Annotated in this window: 18 protein-coding genes; 13 read left to right on the top strand and 5 right to left on the bottom strand. The window is 59.0% G+C overall.

Annotated elements, in window-relative coordinates; all coding sequences use genetic code 11:
* Positions 1-95 precede the first annotated feature (95 nt).
* The 3 genes from GVL04_RS15080 to GVL04_RS15070 all read left to right on the top strand — a co-directional run bounded on the left by GVL04_RS15080 (position 96) and on the right by GVL04_RS15070 (position 4,386).
* Positions 96-536: a transposase gene (locus tag GVL04_RS15080; RefSeq protein ID WP_159705996.1), complete on the top strand. Its 441-nt coding sequence runs from the start codon at positions 96-98 to the stop codon at positions 534-536.
* Positions 537-1,781: 1,245 nt separating this feature from the next.
* Entirely contained in the window at positions 1,782-3,416 is a 1,635-nt protein-coding gene (locus tag GVL04_RS15075) for an anti-phage dCTP deaminase (protein ID WP_159705994.1), read from the top strand.
* Between the two features lie 211 nt (positions 3,417-3,627).
* Positions 3,628-4,386, top strand: a complete 759-nt coding sequence (locus GVL04_RS15070; protein WP_159705992.1) for a DUF5131 family protein — start codon at positions 3,628-3,630, stop codon at positions 4,384-4,386.
* Here GVL04_RS15070 and GVL04_RS15065 read toward each other — a convergent pair.
* Positions 4,383-5,471, bottom strand: a complete 1,089-nt coding sequence (locus GVL04_RS15065; RefSeq protein ID WP_235036306.1) for a three-Cys-motif partner protein TcmP — start codon at positions 5,469-5,471, stop codon at positions 4,383-4,385. The genes GVL04_RS15070 and GVL04_RS15065 overlap by 4 nt on opposite strands.
* Positions 5,472-6,137: 666 nt before the next feature.
* Between GVL04_RS15065 and GVL04_RS15060 the strand changes: the two genes are divergently transcribed.
* The 7 genes from GVL04_RS15060 to GVL04_RS15030 all read left to right on the top strand — a co-directional run bounded on the left by GVL04_RS15060 (position 6,138) and on the right by GVL04_RS15030 (position 13,578).
* On the top strand, positions 6,138-7,133 hold the full coding sequence (locus tag GVL04_RS15060; protein WP_159705990.1) for a LacI family DNA-binding transcriptional regulator: 996 nt from the start codon (positions 6,138-6,140) through the stop codon (positions 7,131-7,133).
* A gap of 200 nt (positions 7,134-7,333) precedes the next feature.
* Complete coding sequence (locus tag GVL04_RS15055; RefSeq protein WP_159705988.1) at positions 7,334-8,641, top strand: ABC transporter substrate-binding protein; 1,308 nt, start codon at positions 7,334-7,336, stop codon at positions 8,639-8,641.
* A gap of 2 nt (positions 8,642-8,643) precedes the next feature.
* Positions 8,644-9,585, top strand: coding sequence for a carbohydrate ABC transporter permease (locus GVL04_RS15050; RefSeq protein ID WP_159705986.1), 942 nt, complete (start codon positions 8,644-8,646; stop codon positions 9,583-9,585).
* A complete protein-coding gene (locus GVL04_RS15045; RefSeq protein ID WP_159705984.1) occupies positions 9,582-10,481 on the top strand; it encodes a carbohydrate ABC transporter permease in 900 nt (299 codons plus the stop codon). The genes GVL04_RS15050 and GVL04_RS15045 overlap by 4 nt, the downstream gene beginning before the upstream one ends.
* Positions 10,482-10,528: 47 nt before the next feature.
* Positions 10,529-11,632: a Gfo/Idh/MocA family protein gene (locus GVL04_RS15040; RefSeq protein ID WP_159705982.1), complete on the top strand. Its 1,104-nt coding sequence runs from the start codon at positions 10,529-10,531 to the stop codon at positions 11,630-11,632.
* Position 11,633: 1 nt separating this feature from the next.
* Positions 11,634-12,380, top strand: coding sequence for a ThuA domain-containing protein (locus GVL04_RS15035; RefSeq protein WP_159705980.1), 747 nt, complete (start codon positions 11,634-11,636; stop codon positions 12,378-12,380).
* A 4-nt stretch (positions 12,381-12,384) separates the two neighbouring features.
* Positions 12,385-13,578, top strand: a complete 1,194-nt coding sequence (locus GVL04_RS15030; RefSeq protein ID WP_159705978.1) for a Gfo/Idh/MocA family protein — start codon at positions 12,385-12,387, stop codon at positions 13,576-13,578.
* A 33-nt stretch (positions 13,579-13,611) separates the two neighbouring features.
* Here the strand turns inward: GVL04_RS15030 and GVL04_RS15025 are convergent, their stop codons facing one another.
* The 3 genes from GVL04_RS15025 to GVL04_RS15015 form a co-directional block, all read right to left on the bottom strand.
* Positions 13,612-14,199 (bottom strand): TetR/AcrR family transcriptional regulator, encoded by a 588-nt coding sequence (locus tag GVL04_RS15025; protein ID WP_159705976.1) that lies wholly within the window; start codon positions 14,197-14,199, stop codon positions 13,612-13,614.
* A 196-nt stretch (positions 14,200-14,395) separates the two neighbouring features.
* A complete protein-coding gene (locus GVL04_RS15020) occupies positions 14,396-15,796 on the bottom strand; it encodes an NAD(P)-binding domain-containing protein (protein WP_159705974.1) in 1,401 nt (466 codons plus the stop codon).
* Between the two features lie 20 nt (positions 15,797-15,816).
* Positions 15,817-16,197 (bottom strand): cupin domain-containing protein, encoded by a 381-nt coding sequence (locus GVL04_RS15015; RefSeq protein WP_200846858.1) that lies wholly within the window; start codon positions 16,195-16,197, stop codon positions 15,817-15,819.
* 419 nt (positions 16,198-16,616) lie between these two features.
* Here GVL04_RS15015 and GVL04_RS15010 point away from each other — a divergent pair, with 419 nt between their 5' ends.
* The gene (locus GVL04_RS15010) at positions 16,617-17,030 is read left to right on the top strand and encodes a cupin domain-containing protein (RefSeq protein ID WP_235036305.1); all 414 of its coding nucleotides are present in this window, start codon (positions 16,617-16,619) and stop codon (positions 17,028-17,030) included.
* Positions 17,031-17,196: 166 nt separating this feature from the next.
* Positions 17,197-18,693, top strand: a complete 1,497-nt coding sequence (locus tag GVL04_RS15005) for an APC family permease (RefSeq protein WP_159705972.1) — start codon at positions 17,197-17,199, stop codon at positions 18,691-18,693.
* 195 nt (positions 18,694-18,888) lie between these two features.
* On the opposite strand, the gene GVL04_RS15000 is transcribed toward GVL04_RS15005, so the two are convergent.
* Positions 18,889-19,782, bottom strand: coding sequence for a LysR substrate-binding domain-containing protein (locus GVL04_RS15000; protein ID WP_159705970.1), 894 nt, complete (start codon positions 19,780-19,782; stop codon positions 18,889-18,891).
* 115 nt (positions 19,783-19,897) lie between these two features.
* On the opposite strand from GVL04_RS15000, the gene GVL04_RS14995 reads away from it, so the two are divergent.
* Positions 19,898-20,662: an enoyl-CoA hydratase/isomerase family protein gene (locus tag GVL04_RS14995; RefSeq protein WP_159705968.1), complete on the top strand. Its 765-nt coding sequence runs from the start codon at positions 19,898-19,900 to the stop codon at positions 20,660-20,662.
* The last annotated feature ends 18 nt before the right edge of the window (positions 20,663-20,680 follow it).

The raw sequence follows: 20,680 nt of genomic DNA, 5'->3' as shown, positions 1-20,680 counted from the left end.
ACTCATGGGAAGGTCCGCGGAGCCCGATACGTTGCCTCATGGGAAAAGGTCCGGGAAGTGTGGTTGGCGGACATCCTTGAAGGATGGGTCTGACTATGAGTCAACGCAAGGCTGTCACGGTGGTCAAAGCGAGGGCTTATGCCCGGGGGACGCGTTCTGAGAAGACTCGGATTCTGAGCGAGTTGGTAGAGCTCACTGGATGGAACCGGAATTACGCGCGCAGGGCGTTGCGGCTGGCATTTGAACTATGGCCGGTGCGGGCCCGGTCTGCACCGTTGCCGGTGTATGGTCCGCGGGTTGTTGCGGCGTTGGTTTGTGTATTGGGCGGTGTTGCGTCCCCCGCCGGCAAGCGGCTTGCGTCGATGCTGCCGGTGCTGGTGCCTTTGCTTCGACGGGACGGGGAGCTGGTTTTGACCGATGAGGAGGCTGCGCTGTTGATGCGGATGAGCGCGGCTACCATTGACCGGCGGCTGGCCCCGGAGCGGTCGAGGCTGGTTGTGCGGGGCCGGTCCCATACCAAGCCGGTTCGTTGTTGAAGTCCCCAATACCGGTTAGGACCTGGGCGGACTGGATGATGCGGTGCCCGGGTTCGTGGAGATTGATCTGGTCGTCCACGAAGGCGGGGTCGCGTCAGGGCAGTTTTGTTTCACTCTGACCGTGACCGACATCGCCACCGGGTGGACAGTGAACCGGTCAGTGCCGAAAAAGGCCCAAAAATGGGTTCTGCTGGCACTGGAGCATGCCTTGGACCGGTTTCCGTTCCCGATCCTGGGGATTGATTCGGACAACGCATCGGAGTTCATCAACGAACATCTCTTCGCGTACTGCCGCGCCCACCAGATCACGTCCACCGCTCCTGGCCCGGAAATAAGAACGACGGCGCTTATGTGGAACAGAAGAACTGGACCAGGGTGCGTGACTCGTGGGCTACTACCGTTACGACACCGCCTCGGAACCGGACAAACTCAATGCCATCTGGGAACTCGACGGTCTCTTTACGAACTATTTACTGCCCCCAGCAGAAGCTGATTTCCAAGACCCGCCATGGCGCGAAAGTATGCAAGAAACACGATCCGCGCTCACCCCGCATCAACGGACGATTCGGCGTCCGCAGATCCAGAAACGACCCGTGATCGCCATGAATGCTCAGTTCAAACTCCTCAAAACCCGCAGCGATGTCCCGGCAAATCCTGGCACTCACCAGCGAACTGGAAACTCTCGCCTAGGCCAAAGCGGCGCCACGAGAATACAAAATCAACACCTGGTTCAACAACAGCCCCAGCCGGACCCTTTCACCTGAGGCAACGAATCACTCTTCCAGGACCTATTGACGTGAGGCAAGAGGGGGTGGGGGAGTGGTCAAGGAAGCTGACCACGTCGATTGTGCACAGCGGAGATGTCGCGGGTACGCCATCTCACGGCTGCATGCACGAGGTCGAGCTCGATGCTTGACGAGTTCTCCGCGGCATGGGATTCCTGTTCGCAGCAAGCAATGCCAGTGGTCTCGAGGTTGCGTTTCGGCAGCGGGAATTTCACCCGGATTCGTCGTTTTTGCCGATGCTGCGCACTACTCAGGAGCAGAACTGAGGGGCGGCGACCTACTATCCGGAATGACTGTCCTCTGACTCAGGGAGGGATGCCAGCTGACCATTGCAGGCACGAGTCGTCGCGGCGCTATACGCTTGACAAGGCGCAGAGACAAATGATAAACGGCACCATGGATCGACGTAAACGTGTGAGATTTGATGTAATGTTTCAATGAAGAATACGAGGGTGGAACAATGATAACGGACCAGCTTATAAATGCCGGCAACGATGCCGACTTTGAGATAGTGATCGGCATTGTTGCCCCCATAGGCACAGACTTGGATGGGCTTTTCCCCCACCTTGAGAGCCAGTTACGTCAATTTGGCTACTCGAGCACCATGATTCGCATGAGTGAACTCCTGAAGGATGGCAACTCTGCCGTCGAGAACCTCCGCTTATCCGCGGAAAGCTGTTATGCCGAAACACTTATGGATGCCGGTGATCGATTGCGTGGGCACTATGAGAGTGGCGATGCTCTTGCGGCACTTTCGATTGCCAGAATATCGTCCCTCCGAAGAATTCAAGGCAAGAATTTAGACCAGAGCTCAAGACATGCGTGGATCCTTCGAACGCTTAAGCATGAGGAGGAAGTGAAACTTCTAAGGCATGTTTATGGTGGCCGTTTCGTGTTGGTTGGTGCACACCAGGATGAAGAGTCACGAGCCGAAAAGCTTCGAAACGACCTTTCCGACGAGCTTCCGGGATTGAAGGATATCGGCGCTATCGCCTCCAAGCTATTAGCTCGGGACCAATATGACGGAGAGGATGAATTCGGGCAACAAGTTAGAGTGACCTTTTCTAAAGCCGACTACTTTCTCAACCTCAATGGCAATGTTGAGCGTGAGCTAGAGCGCCTCACGGGACTTCTATTCGGAAAATCTTTTCTTACGCCTACTCGCGACGAACAGGCCATTTTTCATGCCTACGCTACAGCCTTCCGGTCGTCCGATCCAGGACGCCAAGTTGGGGCCACGATTACCACTCCAGAAGGCGATGTTCTTGTCACGGGAACCAACGAGGTTCCCAAGGCCGGCGGTGGCAACTATTGGACTGATGATGCCAACGACCGTAGAGACTTCAAAGTCGGGTTCGATTACAACAAGCGGATGAGCATTCGTGCGGTCAAAGAATTCATAGCATTTCTAGCAGTTAATGATCTTTTGTCGAAGGACATGCTTGAACTGAACCTAGATGCACAGTACAAGAGAATCATGAGCGTCGATAAGACTGGCATGAAGCAACTGCGTCTCACTTCACTCATCGAGTTTGGTAGGGTCGCCCACGCCGAGATGTCGGCAATAACCCAGGCGGCTCGATCAACGATCTCTATACAAGGGGCAACTTTATATACAACCACTTTCCCATGCCATATGTGTATGCGCCTCATAATTGCGAGCGGAATTGCACGAGTTGTATACATCGATCCTTATCCAAAATCTTTGGCGATGGACATGTACCGTGATTCGCTCAGTCAATCCGGCAAGATGGAAGTTACCCCGTTTTGGGGAGCATCGTGGTCTGCGTTTCCGCACCTATTCAGCTCAATCAATCGGGATAGGCGGGACGATGGTTCGTTCGCCCTAGGCCATGGGAAGCGGATTCGAATGCGATTAGCGGGACACGATCCATTGGCGGGGGCACGCGAACGCGAGAGGGACGTAAGCTTGAGCATCGGTACCTCGATACATCTATCGCCCGTTGCTGACCTTGATTGGCTACGGCAAGAAGTGCAGATGGCCAGAGCTGTAGTCGGTAGGTCAATCTACGTCCACCGGAGGTCCCGTTGGAGCGGTTCTCGCCATGCACCCCGGAGACATGCTCGTCCCTGATCTGCGGTTTTCGTGGCCATGGCTCTAACTGTTCGTTCAGTAAGCGCGGACCAGTAACGTGTTCAGAAAGTGGATTTATGTGTCTCAGACGTCCATTGGGTCCGCGCCAGTCCACATCGCTCGAATCGTGCATCAGGGGCAATGGCTATGACAACTGACGTCAGTGGTCTATATTCGAACATATGTTCGAATGCTGAGGAGGCGAACAACTATGGCAAGCAACTCCAATATTGAGTGGACAGAGTCAACCTGGAATCCGGTCACCGGGTGCGACAAGGTAGCAGCCGGGTGTGACAACTGCTATGCCTTGACGCTTTCCAAGCGATTGAAGGCTATGGGGGCTGCGAAATACCAAAATGACGGAAGCCCGGCTACCTCGGGCCCCGGATTCGGCGTCACTTTGCATCGTGCTGCTTTGGATCAACCGCGGAAGTGGAAGACGCCGCGCGTTGTTTTTGTTAACTCAATGAGTGATCTCTTCCATGCTAAGGTGCCTGTTTCGTACGTCCAAGACATCTTTGACGTCATCGCGGATACGCCTCAACACACCTACCAGGCGCTGACCAAACGTGCGCACCGCATGTCTCGCATAGCGGACAAGCTCAATTGGCCGGCAAACCTGTGGATGGGTGTCACCGTGGAGAATCAAGCCGCGGTTGGGAGAATCGACCAGCTTCGTGATACGCCAGCTAAGGTTCGATTCCTCTCCTGCGAGCCGTTGCTGGAATCCCTTCCCGCACTGGATCTCGAAGGCATCCACTGGCTTATTGCGGGAGGGGAATCTGGGCCCGTTCGTAGGCCCATGAACGAGGAATGGGCGCGGAGTCTACGGGATCAGTGCGTTGAGCAAGACGTTGCCTTTTTCTTCAAGCAATGGGGTGGTCGAACGCCAAAAGCCAACGGTCGTGTTCTAGACGGGCGAACGTGGGATGAGATGCCGCCAAGGGGGGATTACGTCATGGCATCTTAGTTAAATTGCACCAAAGTTCCCGGAGGGTAAGTGTTACGAGTTCTTTGATTCGGGCTGCTTATCTGGTTTCTGCGCTGCATTTCGGCCAAGGTCTTTCTCTTAACGTGGCTTTTGCAGTAAGGAGTATAGACTACGACGTACTCTTCAATATCTTCAATCGAGAGGCATTGCCCCCGAAATACAGAGGCGAGTTCGTGCTGTAAGGGGCTAGTGTCCACCTCCGGCTCGAAGAGGACGGTCTGACCGTGGAGCAGATCGGAGAACTTGTAGCCTCCACTCGGATCGACTTTCCACATCGCTTCTTTCATTACCGACAGGCCCTTCACGCTTCTGGTGCAGAAGAAAAGATAGTTTCCTGTCTTTCCCCGTCGATTAACCATTTGGAAGCTTTGCACATACGGGAAGCCGCAAAAATCGGTTAGCTGTCTCTCGTAGAGTTCGCGCAAGAATTCGCCTCTTCGAGGATCTCCCGAAGGGGGAGCGTGTTTAAACTCATCAGTTCCGAAGAGTTGTTCGAAATGTTCATCTACGTTACCTGCCGTAGAGAATCTGAGAACACTATTGAAGTCGAAATAGATGAACAATTCACATTTGTCGAATGCGAGCAGGTCTCTGATCAACGCCATAGGAACATCTTTGTAACCAAAGGGATCAAGGAAGGCAAATGTCGGCGCTAGGTTTTTTCCCCTCAAACTTCCCAGCAGATCCTCGGCCAGAATGCTGAAGTTATTTTGCGACGTCACTACTTTAATGTTATTTGGAAGCTGGAGATCATTCTCTACGTCAGCTACTACGGATTCCAATGATGCAAATCTCTTTGGGTGATGTTCGTTGAATATAAATAGAAATTCACAATGGCTCATATTCATGAGATGAGAATGATTAAGTAGAGTCTCTAGTGCGAGCCGCGGCGAGCCTGGCTCGCCAGTGTTGTATACGCCAGGCCCGGCAAATCCGTCCAGAAATACGATGCGTCCCCTATACCGAGAGAGCACGGGAAACCATGCATTCAGGTACCTGACCAGCAGGTCGTGCTTCGCTTTCGTGTGGGGCTCCAAATCCCACAGAGTAGTGTTGCTAACCAAAATCTGCCACCGCCCCAAACTTGTTTTGATGTATGTAGGAATCCTAGAGCCTATTCCCAAGCTTCCGCGCAATGACAAGCCGTAATGGAGATGAACTTCCTCCCGACAGCCCATCCGGTCCCAAGACTTGGATGCAGGAGAATTCTGGGCAAGGCCTGGAGCGGGACCCGTCGGGTACATGTGCTCCTGGCATTTTGGCGTGACCGTCAGAGCGGCTGAGTGAAAACTAGGACCAGAACTGGGCCATCGAGAGCGTCTGGATGAACATCGTAGATAAAAATGCTGATCGGGCACCGGTCTATCTGCTAACTCGCCGCCGGCGTTCCTTTGCCCGGATGTGACGTGCTAGTCAGTCATTTGCTGGCTTGGTGGGGTGGTGGGTGTGGAGGCGTCCGTTTGACTTGCTTGCCGGACGCGGGTCGACAGAAAGGGCTGTCGACTTTCCTTGGAAGCTATCTGTGCTGCGGTATTCGTAACGCCATCGACCGACATCCCCGCCCGAAAGCGGTGAGGTGGAAGAGATTGCCGATTAGTGACGGGAATGTCAAAAGGGTCGTGTGATGCAGGCCAGTGTCATCCTCACGCCAGCTATGCTGAGGAACGCCGGTGGGACGGCAGGAGCGTGGCGGCGAGGACCATCTCCACTGCTCGCGGAAGGACAAGCGAATGGCTCGGCCGACAGTTCAGGACGTCGCCAAAACGGCGGGTGTATCCGTTGGCACGGTGTCGCGCGTCTTGAACGGGAGCCCGGCTGTCAGCGAGGCGGCCAAGGAGAAGGTCAACGCCGCAATCCGGGAGCTCAGCTACCGTCCTCTTGCTTCAGCAAGAGACCTCCGAAGAGACCGCACAATGCGCGTCCTCGCCTTGGCCAAGAACCTGGACTCGCTGGTGATCAGCGAAGTCTTCCGAGGTGTCGGCGACGCTGCTGCGGACTCGGGCTACGTTAGCCTCATCGCAGCGACCGACGGGGACCTGGATCGTGAACAGCAGCTCGTGGACATGCTGCGGAACGGTTCCGTGGACGGACTCGTGATCTTTTCACCAACCATGCCGGACGACGACGTAAACACCGTTGCCGAGCAAATGAGCGTCGTCCAGGTCTGTGAGATTGTCGATGCCGAGGCGGCATTCGGGGTGTCGATTGATGACCGTCAGGCCGCCTACGACATCACCAAACACCTGATCGACACGGGAGCCAAGAAGCTGGCCATGCTCGCGCACAGGGGTGCCCGCTCAGGCCGGCTGCGCGAGGAAGGCTTCCGCCAGGCACTCGCGGAAGAAGGCTTGAGCGAGCACCAGATCCTGTTCGGTGAAGGCAACTTCGGCTTCCATTCGGGTCGCGCCCTCGCGAAGAAACTCCTCAAAGCAAAACACTTTCCTGACGCTGTCTTCTGCGGGACTGACGTCGTCGCAGCCGGCTGCGTCCGCGAGCTCACCGATGCCGGGCTGAGAGTTCCCCAAGACGTCGCCGTAGCCGGTTTCGACGACTCGGCTCAGGCGGAAATGTGCGTCCCGGAGCTGACCACAGTCCGCCAACCAGCCTACGAAATGGGCCGACTCGCTTTCGCTGAACTACTGGAGCGGATGACCGTCGAGGGCTCACATCGCAAGGGTAGAACCTTCCTCCCGCACGAAATCGTCATACGAGACTCCACCAGATAAAGAGGGTTGACAGCCTTCAGTGGTCCCTGTCACACTACTTTGGAATCGATTCCACGGCCGCGAGGCCGATTCTTTAGAACACATTTGGAATCGATTCCATGGATCACAAGAACCATCGGCAAAGAAGCCACCCTCAGCACGCGGGACAGCCCAAACGCGCACTGAACGTCACCCACTCACAGCCACCAAAGGAGCCACCTGTGGACTTGAACCGACCTGCTCTACCGCTCCAGAACAAAGCCAGAAGCCGCACAGCCCTAGCGGCGACAGCCATAGCAGCAGCCCTCCTCCTCAGTGCGTGCGGCGGGGGAGCAGCACCCCAAGGTGCCGAGCAAGCAGCAGCTGCCGATCCGGCGTCGGGCGCTAATGCCAGCGGTGCCGTGAACATCTGCGGCGTCAAGGACGCGAGCGGCATCTACAAGGGCACGGCAGAGGCGTTCACGAAGGCGAACGGCAAGGTCACGGCCAAGTACACCGAGATCGGTGCCACCACGGATGAAGCCCGCACGCAGATCGTGCAGCGGCTCGAGGGCAAGTCCACCGAGTGCGACCTCTTCGTCACAGACGTCATCTGGACCTCCGAGTTCGCCTCCCAGGGCTGGCTGCTGGACCAGACCAAGCTGGTGGAAGCCAACAAGGACCGGCTCATTCCCTCCACTGTGGAAACCACAAAGTACCAGGACAAGTACTGGGGCTCGCCGTTCTTCACCAACGCCGGTTTGATCTACTACCAGAAGGACAAGGTAGCCAAGCCCGAGACCTGGCAGCAGCTCTACGCAGAAGCCGCCAAAGCTCCCGGCAACGGGTACGTCTACCAGGGCAAACAGTACGAGGGCCTCACGGTGAACTTCCTCGAAATGCTCTACAGCGCAGGCGGCGAAGTGCTCAACGACCAGGGCGACGTCACCATCGACTCCAAGGAAACCCGCGACGTCCTCAACTTCATGAGCGACGGCCTCAAGAACGGCTCAGCCGACCGCGCCGTCCTCACTTACAACGAAGACCCGGCCCGCCTCGCCTACGAGTCCGGCGACTTCGGTTACCAGCGCAACTGGCCGCACGTGTACCGGCTGTTGAACGCGACACAGCTGGCGTCAAGCTTCGCGGTCGCGCCGCTGCCCGCATGGGAAGGCGGCAAGGCCTCCGGCGTGCTCGGCGGCTGGAACCTCGCAATCTCTGCCCACTCCACCAACCAAGCCGGAGCTGTCGCGTTCATCGACTACGCCACCAGCCCGGAGTGGCAGAAGCACGTGGCCATGGACTACTCCCAGGCACCCGTGAACGAAGCTGCCTACTCCGATCCGGCGGTGCTGCAGAAGATGCCGTTCGCCACGGAACTCCTCGCCTCGGTGAAGGGTGCCAAGCCGCGTCCGATCTCCCCGGTGTACCCGCAGATCAGCCAGGCGATCTACAAGAACGTCTACGCCGTCCTCTCCGGCACTGCCTCCACCGAGGAAGCCGTGAAGAAGATGGCTGACGAAATTACCACCGCCAAGGCGAGCTTCTAGTCATGGCCATCAAAACAATCCCGCCAAGCCGCGGCCCAGTAAAAACAAGCGGCCGCGACCGCGCCGAACGCAAGCTCGCGTTCCGCATGACCGCCCCGTCTCTGGTCATCATGGCACTGGTCGCCGCGGTCCCCATCGGCTACGCGATCTGGCTTTCGCTGAACCAGTACAGCGTTCGGACTGCAGGTCTGTCCCGTTTCGTCGGTCTGGAAAACTACGTCACCGCACTAGCCAGCCGAGAGTGGTGGGCAGCTTTCGGCCAGACCTTCCTCTTCGCGGGCCTCTCCGTCAGCCTGGAACTCATCCTCGGCACGGCCATGGCGCTCCTGCTCAACCTCGCGTTCAAGGGCCGCGCCGTCCTGCGCACCGTGGTTCTGTTGCCGTACGCCATCATCACCGTGGTCAGTGCCATCACCTGGCAAACGATGTTCCAGCCCAACATGGGCCTGGTCACCAACGTCCTCTCCACGCTGGGACTGCCGGGCGGCGACGTTGTCTGGCTCGGTGAGCACGGCTACGCGATGGCGGTAATCGTCATGGCCGACGTCTGGAAGACCACCCCGTTCGCAGCACTCATCATCCTGGCCGGCCTGCAGGTCATCTCCGCCGAAACCTACGAGGCCGCGGAACTCGACGGCGCCAGCAAATGGCAGACCTTCGTCAACATCACACTGCCGCTCCTCCGCCCGGCAATCGTCCTCGCCGCGATCTTCCGCACCATGGATGCCCTCCGCGTCTTCGACCTGCCGTTCGTCCTCACCCGCGGCGCCAACGGCACCGAATCCATGTCCATGCTCGCTTACACGCAGCTGCGCGAAAACCGGCTGGTGGGCGAAGGCTCGGCTCTGTCCATCCTGACCTTCCTCACCGTCATGGTGGTCTCGGTCATCTACGTCCGCTTCGCCGGCGGCAACATCCGCGACGTCGCGAAGGAGGAACAATGAGCACACTGATTGCAGAACGCCCGACGGCGGAACTCGCCTCGCGTCCCAAGGCGCCGAAGCGTCGGTTGCGTGGGGAATCGAAACTGCATCCCCTGGTGTGGGTGTTCGTAGTGGCCGTCATGGCTTTCTCGCTCATCCCGTTCTACTGGCTGGTCAACACCTCCCTTAAGAAGGGCGCGAGTCTGTCCCAAGGCGAGCTCTTCCCGAGCCAGCCGACCCTCGAGAACTATCTGGTGGTCTTCCAGAACCCCGAGTTCCTCCTGGCATTGCGCAATTCGGTGATTATCGCCGTCGTAACTACAACGGTGGCGCTGGTCTTCGCGTCCTTTGCCGCCTACGCACTGGCCCGGCTGAAGATGCGCCGCAAGGCGATGATCCTGACGCTGATCCTCTCCGTGACCACGTTTCCGGCCATCGCCATCGCGGCTCCGATGTTCTCCATCTGGCGCGAGATCGGGCTATACGACACCTTGCTCGGCCTCATCATCCCGAAGCTGACGTTCGCATTGCCGCTGGCGATCTACACGCTGACGTCGTTCTTCAAGGAGATTCCGCGTGAGCTGGAGGAATCCGCGTACATGGATGGCGCCACACCGTTTGTCGCCTTCCGCAAGGTCATCCTGCCGCTGGCGGTCCCCGGTCTGGCGACCACGGCGATCCTGGTGTTCATCTCGGTCTGGAACGAATTCCTCCTGGCCGTCACGCTGACCACCTCGCCGGAATCCCGGCCCGTCCCGGTGGCAATTGCGTTCTTCAGCGGAACCAGCGAGTTCGACCAACCCCTCGGCACCATCAGCGCCGCGTCGGTGATCATCACCGTGCCACTCGTGATCCTGGTGCTCGTATGCCAGAAGCGCATCGTTTCCGGCATGACAGCCGGCGCGGTCAAGGGCTAACCCCACTTTCAGCCATCCAAAGTAACCACAGAAAGAACAGGAACAACGTGAGCATTCAGCAGCAGGCCCCGTCCACAACCCTCAAGGTGGGAGTTGTGGGCATCGGTTGGGCCGGCCAGCAGCACCTCAAGGCGTACAGCAATATCGACGGCGTCGAAATTGTCGCCGTCGCGGGCATGGAAGCTGACCTTCTTGCCCAGCTGAAGGAGGAATACAGCATTCCGCACGCCTTCGCCCGCTGGGAAGACATGATCGAACTCGAAGGTCTCGACGCCGTCAGCGTCGCCGTGCCGACGTTCCTGCACGCGCCCATCGCCATTGCTTCGCTCGGGCGGGGACTGCATGTGCTGAGCGAAAAGCCGTTGGCGCGCAACGCCGTCGAAGGTCAACAGATGGTGGACGCCGCCCGCAAGGCCAGCCGCGTCTTGGACGTCGCGTTCAACCACCGCCGTCGCGGCGACATCCAGGCACTCAAGGAAGTGATCGACGCCGGCACCCTGGGTCGCCCGTACTACGCCAAGGCATCCTGGCTCCGCCGCCAAGGCATTCCGATGCTGGGCAGCTGGTTCACCAACCCGGAACTCGCCGGCGGTGGTCCGTTGGCCGACATCGGCGTGCACGTCCTGGACTACTCGCTGCACCTCCTGGGCGAGCCCAAGGTGCTGGCCGTCTCGGCGTCGACCCATTCCGAACTCGGCCCGCGCGGCCTGGGCGGCAACGCCCGCTACACGGCGTCGAACTCCAGCCACAAGTTTGAAGTGGAAGACTTCGCCTCTGCGTTCATCCGGTTGGAAGGCGGGGGGACCCTGATCCTGGAAGCGGGATGGGCCACTTACCGCGACGAGCGGGACCTGATGGACTTTACCGTTTACGGGACTGACGGCGGAGCGGACTTGCGCTCGGTCGGCGCCTCCGAGAACCCGGTAGCGGACGTCCACGTCTTCACGGAGAAGGACGGCGAAAACGCCGACTTCGAGGTAGTGGCCGAACCCGGCCGAGCCCACCAGGCCGTCGTAGACGACTTCGTTGCCGCTGTGCGCGGCGGCGAGACCGTGTGGGGAAGCCACGACGGGTCCCTTGCCCTCAGCCGGGCCCTGGTGCTCGATGCCTGCTACAAATCCGCCCTCGAACAACGTGAAGTGGTGCTCTGAAATGTCTGATGCGAAATTGAAGATTGTTGTCTGGAACGAGGCCGTCCATGAGGCCCGCAACGAGCCCGCAACTATCGGTGAGATGTACCCGGAAGGGATCCACGGCGCCATCGCCGCCGGACTCCGCGGCTTCTACCCGGACTCCGAAATCACGACGGCGACACTCGCCGATCCCGAGCACGGACTTTCTGAAGAGGTGCTGGAGCAGACCGACGTGCTGCTGTGGTGGGGGCATATCGCCCATGGGGAGGTCGCCGATGAGGTGGTGGAGCGCGTACAGCGCCACGTGCTCGGCGGCATGGGCTTGGTGGTGCTGCACTCCGGGCACTTCGCCAAGATCTTCACTCGACTGTTGGGGACCACGTGCTCGCTTAAGTGGCGCAACGAGGGCGAACGCGAGCTCGTGTGGACGGTCAAGCCTTCGCACCCAATCGCGGCAGGCGTTGAGAGCCCGATCGTCATTCCCCAGCAGGAAATGTACGGCGAACTGTTCGACATTCCGGAACCCGATGACCTGATCTTCATCAGCTCGTTCACCGGGGGAGAGGTGTTTCGCTCCGGTGTGACGTTCTCCCGCGGCAAGGGCCGGATCTTCTACTTCAGCCCCGGAGACCAGGAATACCCGGTGTATCACCAGCCGCAGATCCAGAAGGTCATCGCCAACGGGGTCGGTTGGGTTGCTCAGCCGGGTGTCTTCCGGGAGGCTCCCGAGGTCTCCAACCCGGCCCGGGGCTGGTTCGAGGCGTAAGACAATGAACACTCCTCTTCCTAGTGGCCGTCCGCTGGGTGTGGCCGCCATCGGTTACGCCTTCATGGGGAAGGCCCACTCGAACGCGTGGCGGAATGTGGCCAGTTTCTTCGACGTTCCGGCCTTCGAGCAGAAAGTGCTCGTTGGTCGGGACGTCTCCGCTGTGGCCGAAGCTGCAGCCAAGTATGGATGGGCCGAATCGGCTACCGACTGGCGTTCCGTGATCTTGCGGGATGACATCGACATTGTTGATATCTGCGCGCCGGGCTGGATGCATGCGGAGATCGCTCTGGAAGCTCTGGCCGCCGGGAAGCATGTGCTTGTGGAGAAGCCGCTCGCCAACACTCTGGAAGAAGCTGAGCTGATGGCTGACGCGGCTGCCTCGGCACGGGTCCGGGGCGTGCAATCGATGATCGGATTCAACTACCGGCGAGTGCCAGCTCTGGCATTGGCCCGGCAACTGATTGCCGAAGGCCGTCTCGGAACTGTGAGGCACATCCGTGCCGCTTACCTGCAGGACTGGCTCACAGATGCTGAAGCTCCCATGAGCTGGCGGTTGCGCAAGGAAACCGCCGGCTCCGGAGCGCTGGGCGACATCGCCTCCCACGCCATCGACCAGGTCCAGCACCTCACGGGCCAAACTGTCACTGAAGTGACGGGGACCTTGCGGACTTTTGTTGCCGAGCGCCCCGGTGCAGCTGGGCTGGAGAAGGTGACAGTCGACGACGCCGCGTGGGCCACCTTGGGAATGACCGGAAACATCAGCGCCTCGGTGGAGGCGTCGCGGGTGGCCACCGGTCAGAAGAACTCTTTGAAGATAGAGATCTACGGGTCTTTGGGGTCGCTGACTTTTGATCTTGAGAACCTGAATGAACTCGGGTTTCTGGACGCTACGCTTCCGGTGCGGGAGCAGGGCTTCCGACGCATCCTGGTCAATGAGCCCGAGCACCCCTACGCTGCAGCATGGTGGCCGCAGGGTCACGTCATCGGCTGGGAACACACCTTCACGCACCAGGTCCGCGACTTCCTGCTTGCCGTTCGCGACGGAAGCCAGCCGTCGCCGTCGTTCGACGATGGGCTCCAGATCCAGCGGGTGCTGGCCGCCGTCGAAGAGTCGGCGCGGAACAGGAGCACGGTGACGGAGGTTCCAGCCATCACCACCGGAGATGAAGATCTCGAGGTCGTGGGCGCGAAGTAGTTGGCCTCTTTTGCCGTTGAAGTGTGGGGTGCTTCAGACTCCCGCTTTGACCAGTAGTGCATCCAAAGTCATGAAGAACAGCGCGCGGTGATCTGCCGCCGTCGGGTCCGTCAAATACTGAAGAGTTGCTCCGTCGTAGATCATCAGGAAAGCCCGTACGAGCGCCGGAATGCCGATGAGGCACTGGTCGCCGTTGCTTTCCGCTGCGGAGGAGAAAATGTCCCCCAGTTCCACTTCGTAGGCTGGATAGATTTTCGCGGCCAGCGGGCTGACGGGAGCATTCCGAGTTGCCCACAAAATGAGTTCGATCTCAGCAATGAGACTGGCCGGCTCCTCTTCGAGTGCCCGCCAGTACCCTTCGGCTACTTGTTCCACTGCTTTGCGAAGGCCTAAGTGGACAGGGACTTCACCGGAAAAACTGCTGAGATTCTTCAGCCATGCCTCGGCGGCTGCCTCCATGAGCTCGTCCTTACCGCTGAAGCAATAGTTGGCCGTAGCCAAAGGAGCATTGGCTTCTTTGGCGATAGCCCGCATGGTCACCGACTGGACACCCTCACGCCTCATGAGTTCCACAGTTGCCGCTATCAGCTGTTCTTTTCGATCTTTTGCGGAAACCCGCATTGCTCACTCCCCAGTCTCACGATTCGGCCCCGCTGGGACCCGTCTTAAGACTATTGCTTGGAGAGCGCAAAGATTGCACTTCTGTTGTGAACGGTTGACCTGAACGTTCTTTGGACGCGGCGGGCCGCCGCCTGGTAGCCAAGGCGGCGGCCTGCAAGGGCGAGTCTGTTGCGTTCCTATTAGCCACGTGGCTTGACTACATGGCGGTTACGGTTTCGCTGAGATCGTCAGGTGACACGTTGCCCAGTTCCTGGGAGGGGCCGTTCAGGTACCGGTCCATCGAGTCATCCATGGCGTTCAGCCACCGGGTGTGGTGTTTCGTCGCCATTGTGCCGGTGACCACCGAGCGGTGGAGCATATCGCGGTAGCCCAGGATGTCGTCGTGCTTGTGGTGCATCCAGTCCTTGAACAACTGGCAGACAGCAGCCAAGTCGAACGGCGGGTAGTCGGTGGCCTCTATGAGTTCCCGCAGGTAGTCCGTCTGGAAATCCGCTTCTGCATCGTGGTCCGGGAGTGCGGACTGGCGCTGGAGCCACTGCTGGATGTCAGCCTCGCGCTCGGCGAAGGACGGCAGGTTGATCTTCCCGGTCATGACGTCGCGGGCAAACCAGGCCTGAGCATCGAACATATTGAACGTGTAGTACTGGTCCTGGGCGCCCAGGTAGAACAGATTCGTGTTCTGCTGCCAGACCACTCCTTTGTACAGGCCACCTGGATACAGCACGTTCGGCGACTTCAACGACAGCCCGCTGGGCAGGAACGGATACTTGTGTTGGTATCCGGTGCAAAGAACGACGGCGTCAAAGTCGTCGTGCGTGCCATCGCTGAAATATGCGGTGCGGCCGTCGAAGTGAGTGACGAGCGGACGCTCCACCGTGGTCTCTGGCCAGTGGTAGCCCATCGGCGCAGAACGGTAGCTGAGCGTGATGGACGCGGCGCCCATTTTGTGGGCCTGCATGCCGATGTCCTCGGCGGAATAGCTGCTGCCGATCATGAGCAGCTTCTTTCCGTAGAATCGCTCGGCGCCCCGGAAATCGTGGGCGTGCAGAACCTCGCCTGGGAAAGTCTTGATTCCCTTGAATTCGGGGACGGCGGGGACGGAGAAGTGACCCGTGGCAACCACCAACTTGTCGAAAACGTGGGTCTCAGTGAGGTTCGTCTTGAGATCTTCAACCGTCAGCGTGAATTCCTGCGTGGCCTCGTTGTAGCTCGTGTGACGGGCAACGCTATTGAACCTGACGTACTTGCGGACGTCGGACTTTTCTACGCGTCCCTTGATGTAGTCGAAGAGCACCTCACGGGGCGGGAAGGAGGAAATCGGGCGGCCGAAGTGCTCGTCGAAGGAGTAATCCGAGAACTCCAGGCACTCCTTGGGCCCATTGGACCACAGGTGGCGATACATGCTGGAATGCACTGGCTCACCGCGATCGTCCAGACCAATGCGCCAACTGTTGTTCCATTGTCCTCCCCAGTCGTCCCGTTTCTCGAAACACATGATTTCGGGGATGGCGGCGCCTTTTTGACGTGCTGATTCAAAGGCGCGCAGTTGTGCCAGGCCGCTGGGTCCGGCACCTATGATTCCGACTCTCAATGCCATGGTGTTCTCCTGTAGTTGCTCTAGGCTGCGAAATTGCGATCGCCGACGAAGAACCCCAAGGCATATTCAGGGGTCTCGAACTTGACGGTGGTTCCCTTGGGGAAGAACAGCACGTCGCGTTCCTTCGCGTGGGTGGTTTCTCCGGTGGACTGGTCCGTGAGGATGAATTCGCCCTTGACCACGACCTTCATCTCGTCGTAGGTGTACGTGTACACCAGGGGCTCCGATGCTTTGAGCTCAAAGAATCCCGCACACATGACTGAGCCGGCAGGGTTGTGGAGGGAATCACCGATGGCAGCGACGGATCCCGGCTCGTTCATCGAAGGCAGGCCGATATAACCGCCCTCCACTTTATGAATGGATCCGGCCGTGCTGAGCGTTCCTACGAGGGTGGTTTCCATGATTTCTCCTTGTTAGTGGGAATGAATTGTGGAATTACGGTATTTACGGCATGGCGAAAAGCCGAAGATCAATGAGATGCCCTGTAGGGCTCAAGGGAATTGCGGCCAGACCGACATTGCCTCGGTTCCAGAATGATTACGAAAGGCCGGCGCAGCTCCCGTGCCGTGATGTCAGTCACGAGAGCTCACACCAAAAAGGTGACATGAACAAGCGTGCAAGTCAACCGTTCATGTGATTATTTTTTCGATTTCCGATCATGGCTGTAATGCCACAAACAGTTCGTGATGAACCATTGACTTGAACGGTCGTTCGTGTCAAAGTTGGCACCGCCGTGACCTACGTCACCGCATCGCGATCCGGTCTGGATTCGACGAATCATCCCGCAGCAGACGGCGGGCCTAGAAAGGGTGAAATATCCATGTCAACTGCCGCTTCATCTCAGCCTCTGACGTCCGCAACGGTGGAAAAGATCGACCTCTGGCCGGCGACGGCCATGAAGCCCATGAAAGCTGAATGGCAGCGATTGCGCTGCAGGTTCATCAACGCTGATCCCGTCGGGAGCTGGGATGAATTCATCTTGTCTGAATGGGAGTTGACGTCCTGTGGCTGGGAAGACTTCCATCCGCACACTGAAACGAACTTCGTCCTGGAAGGCGAGCTGCACGTCGAAAGCGAAGGCAAGACGGTCATTCTGAAGCCAGGCGACTCGGCGCGCGTGAACCGCGGTCAACTAGGCCGATACTGGGCCCCCGTCTACGCGCGAATGCTCACCGTCTACGGCCCCAACCCTCATGGAGTGGATTCGCACTCCTTCCGCTATTTCGAACTCTGAGTAGGCCGCGGCCCTCGCCGCTCCGTGCCTCAGCTCGCCTCCAAGAATTTTGCGCCAGGCGAACTCCTGCCCTCTTGGGCCTAATCCCGGTAGCTGATTCCCGGGAATCCATCCCGTCTTTGGACTGAGATGTCCCGGGTTTCATCGCTATTCACAGGAGAATTTAATGAGTGAAAACAGTTTGCCCCTTGCGAACGATCTAAAAAGATCGATTGATTGGAAGCAGGGTTTATCCATTTCGCTGGGGGTGCCACTGCTGATACTTCCTTCTTTGGGATACATTCCAATGTACTTATCTGCTGCAGCCATAGTTGTCTGGGGTTTGTCCGTCATTCAAGGCTTCATGCAAAACGCTGCTTACGCCGAAATGGCGACCACTTTTCCCAAGGCTTCAGGGCTTCCCGGTTATGCGCAGCACATATTCCGGACCGAAAACTACAAGGGTAAGTACGACAAGGGCAAGCTGATCGGCGGATTCAGCGCCTGGAGCTACTGGTTCGCCTGGAACCCGGTGCTGGCAATCTTCTCCATCTTGGTTGGAGGTTACCTGCATGGGCTGTTCCCGGTGCTGGCGGCGACGTTCACCTCATATCAGCTCTCGTTGATTTCAGGTCTGGTGATATTCACGGGCCTGTTCGTGGTCAACTGGTTTGGCCTGAAGGACGGCGCAATCTTGGGTTACGTGCTGGCGGCGGTTTCCTTGCTACCACTCGTCATCCTGTCTGTGGCACCTTTTGCCACCGGACACGTTGACTTGGCGAACATCACCAGTAATTGGCTGCCGGCCGACTGGGCTTGGGATATGCACCACATTCTGATCCTCTTTGGCATCTTCGCCATCGCGCAGTGGAGTGCCTGTGGCTGGGAAACGGCCGCGATCTACGGCCCCGAGTACAAGAATCCGGCCAAAGATGTGCCCAAGGCACTGTTTGCCTGCGGCATTATCTGCTTCTTCTCTTACGTTCTGGTCCAGACTGCCGTGATCGGAGTCCTGGGCGTTGACGGTGTAGCGGCCGAACCTATCTCACCTTTGATTCCAGTAGCCCAGGCTGTCTTCGGCAATGCCGGCTCCGTCATCACTATCATCATGCTGATCGCTGCCATGGTCCTGATCATCCAGACGGCTTATCTCGGTTCTTCCCGCGCCATGCATTCAATGTCGGCGGAAGGCAATCTCCCCAAGGTCTTCGGCAAGACGAACCGCCACGGCACCCCGTTCATCGCCTTGCTCGTCACTGCAGCGTTCAACATGGTCCTTATCTCGATGGGATCCATGGCGGCAATTCTTGCGGCGGCTGCTATCGGGTATACCTGCGCCAACGGCATCAGCCTGTTCGCCTATGTCAAAGCCGTAAAGCACCCAAATCTTGCCAGTCTCGAACGGCCCTTCAAAGCACCCAGGGGCTGGAAGCATGTCGCCATGCTTTTCGGCCTCTTCAACCTCCCGCTGTGCTTGGTTGGTGTGGTGTACCTCAACAGCCTGGAGATCGGGTGGACCTCAACATGGTTGGGCTTCATTGTCTTGGCCCTTTACATCCCCATCTGGTTCTACTCCCAGGGCGAATCCAGGCGCTCGAAGCGTCGCCGGGCCAGCACTTATTCTTCAGATCACGATCCCAACAGTGATGCCGCTGACCTGGACAAGCTTCCAACGATGACGTGATCCCACAACTGGTCGCCTGCCGGGCGTGGTAGTGGGACGTGGCCCCGGCCTTCGAGCGGAAGCTCGCGGGGGTCGGGGCCGGCATCCGTAGTTAGCTCGGGTCGCGGTCACTCAAGACCGGATAACACGGCACCACTTCCGGGAGACCCTCCCCAAAAGTCCAACGATCAAAGTGTGGATATCCCCGGTGAATAGTTACCCATGCCCACCCGCCTCCAACCCCGCACCCACAGCCGCGACAAACGCGTCCGTCTCCGCTGACCTACGGCTCTTCAACCACAATGCCGATGTTCGCCACGCCAACGGATCACCAACCAACGGCCGCCAGACAATCCCCGAGGGCAACGGCGTCCACGGCTCCTCGTTGAAGTGCACCCCGCGGCCGGCCATGATCAGCCCGTGGGTGAAGTGCTGGTTCCGCGCATGAACAATCGCTGCAGGCAAGTACCCGGCATCCCGGCACGTGTGCAGGAATGAGTCGTACAACGTAGGGGCCATGTGCCGCGGGAAGATGATCAACGGATTCCCGGCCAGGTCACCCAGCGGCACAGCATCTAATAAAGCCAACGGATGCGAAGCATTCAGAACCACGCCAAGAGCCCGCGAATACAAAGCCCCTGACTCGAAACCCACGCTGCTTAAAGGGTGACGCACCACCGCAACGTCCAGTTCGCCGTCGCGCAGTCGCTCAACCTGCTCCACGGTGGTGAGCTCGTGCAAATTCAGCAGGACATCAGGGGCAAGTGAGCTAAACGAAGACGCCATCGTGGACAGGGCAACAGGATTCGTGTCTGGTGGTACCGCCACCTGCAGGATGCCCGACGCGCCAGGCCGGATCCGCCGCATCGACTCCTGCGCCATGGCCACGTGATCCAGCACCCCACGCGCATGCTCCAGCAGCAAGGCCCCGGCTTCCGACAGCTCCACACCTGTGCGCCGCCGATGAAAAAGCAGCACCCCGAGCTCTTTCTCCAAGTCCTTGATCCGCTGCGACAGCGGCGGCTGGGCCATGTGCAAACGCTGCGCAGCACGGCCGAAATGAAGCTCCTCGGAGAGCACCACGAAGTACTTGAGATGGTGAAGGTCCATCGGCGCACCATATCAGTTTGGTATCAAGCCGAGTAGATATTGATGTTAGACGCGTCACATTCCCCGATGGTCAGATGGGACTCAAGAAGCCCCACCGAACCAAAGGAAACCCCCAATGTCCCAGGATGTCCTCTTCGAACAGACCGGCCCCACGGCCATCATCACCCTCAACCGCCCGGACAAGCTCAACGCCTGGACCGAGGCCATGCGCAGCGAACTCATCGACTACCTGGAAGGCCTCAAAGGCAACGACGAAGTCCGCACCGTCATCCTCACCGGCAGCGGTCGCGCGTTCTGCGCCGGGCAGGACCTGGCCGAGACTGCGTCCATGAACCCCGAGGATCACGAGTCCGCGGAAGCTTGGATCGACGGTTTCGACCGCCTCTACCGCGCCGTCCGCAACCTCGACCAGATCACCATCGCGGCCGTCAACGGCGTCGCCGCCGGCTCCGGGTTCCAGTACTCACTGCTCGCGGACCTCCGCGTCGGCGACTCCAAAGTCCGGATGGGCCAGCCCGAAGTCCTCTCCGGCATCCCCAGCATCACCGGCATCTGGGCCATGTGGAGCATCCTGGGCAAGTCCAAGACCTCCCAGTTCGTCCTCACCGGCGAGCTGGTGGACGCTGCGGAGGCTCAGCGTCTCGGCCTCCTTAACTACTTGGCGGACGACGGCGGCGTGCTGGCTTACGCCAAGGACCTCGCCGCCCGCTTGAGCCTCCTTCCCCCGGGGGCCGTCCGCTTGACCAAGAACCGCCTGCGCAGCCTGGAAGACGACGACCTCAGCGACGCCATGGCAGAGGCCAAGCGCGTGCACCGCGAGGCCTACGGCACCGGCGAGCCGCAGCGCGAAATGGCCCGATTCCTCGCCGGCCGCCGCTAAGCCGCGAAGCACCAGCAG

This window comes from Arthrobacter sp. 18067 (genome assembly GCF_902706295.1).
Taxonomy (GTDB): Bacteria; Actinomycetota; Actinomycetes; order Actinomycetales; family Micrococcaceae; genus Arthrobacter.
Note: the sequence above shows the minus strand (reverse complement) of the source record. Positions and strands in the feature narration are given on the sequence as shown.

What these genes read in the sequence shown, in the direction of transcription:
- GVL04_RS15080 (WP_159705996.1), top strand. Translation starts at nt 96, where the DNA reads ATGAGTCAACGCAAGGCTGTCACGGTGGTCAAAGCGAGGGCTTATGCC.
- GVL04_RS15075 (WP_159705994.1), top strand. Translation starts at nt 1,782, where the DNA reads ATGATAACGGACCAGCTTATAAATGCCGGCAACGATGCCGACTTTGAG.
- GVL04_RS15070 (WP_159705992.1), top strand. Translation starts at nt 3,628, where the DNA reads ATGGCAAGCAACTCCAATATTGAGTGGACAGAGTCAACCTGGAATCCG.
- GVL04_RS15060 (WP_159705990.1), top strand. Translation starts at nt 6,138, where the DNA reads ATGGCTCGGCCGACAGTTCAGGACGTCGCCAAAACGGCGGGTGTATCC.
- GVL04_RS15050 (WP_159705986.1), top strand. Translation starts at nt 8,644, where the DNA reads ATGGCCATCAAAACAATCCCGCCAAGCCGCGGCCCAGTAAAAACAAGC.
- GVL04_RS15045 (WP_159705984.1), top strand. Translation starts at nt 9,582, where the DNA reads ATGAGCACACTGATTGCAGAACGCCCGACGGCGGAACTCGCCTCGCGT.
- GVL04_RS15035 (WP_159705980.1), top strand. Translation starts at nt 11,634, where the DNA reads ATGTCTGATGCGAAATTGAAGATTGTTGTCTGGAACGAGGCCGTCCAT.
- GVL04_RS15030 (WP_159705978.1), top strand. Translation starts at nt 12,385, where the DNA reads ATGAACACTCCTCTTCCTAGTGGCCGTCCGCTGGGTGTGGCCGCCATC.
- GVL04_RS15025 (WP_159705976.1), bottom strand. Translation starts at nt 14,199, where the DNA reads ATGCGGGTTTCCGCAAAAGATCGAAAAGAACAGCTGATAGCGGCAACT.
- GVL04_RS15020 (WP_159705974.1), bottom strand. Translation starts at nt 15,796, where the DNA reads ATGGCATTGAGAGTCGGAATCATAGGTGCCGGACCCAGCGGCCTGGCA.
- GVL04_RS15015 (WP_200846858.1), bottom strand. Translation starts at nt 16,197, where the DNA reads ATGGAAACCACCCTCGTAGGAACGCTCAGCACGGCCGGATCCATTCAT.
- GVL04_RS15010 (WP_235036305.1), top strand. Translation starts at nt 16,617, where the DNA reads ATGTCAACTGCCGCTTCATCTCAGCCTCTGACGTCCGCAACGGTGGAA.
- GVL04_RS15005 (WP_159705972.1), top strand. Translation starts at nt 17,197, where the DNA reads ATGAGTGAAAACAGTTTGCCCCTTGCGAACGATCTAAAAAGATCGATT.
- GVL04_RS15000 (WP_159705970.1), bottom strand. Translation starts at nt 19,782, where the DNA reads ATGGACCTTCACCATCTCAAGTACTTCGTGGTGCTCTCCGAGGAGCTT.
- GVL04_RS14995 (WP_159705968.1), top strand. Translation starts at nt 19,898, where the DNA reads ATGTCCCAGGATGTCCTCTTCGAACAGACCGGCCCCACGGCCATCATC.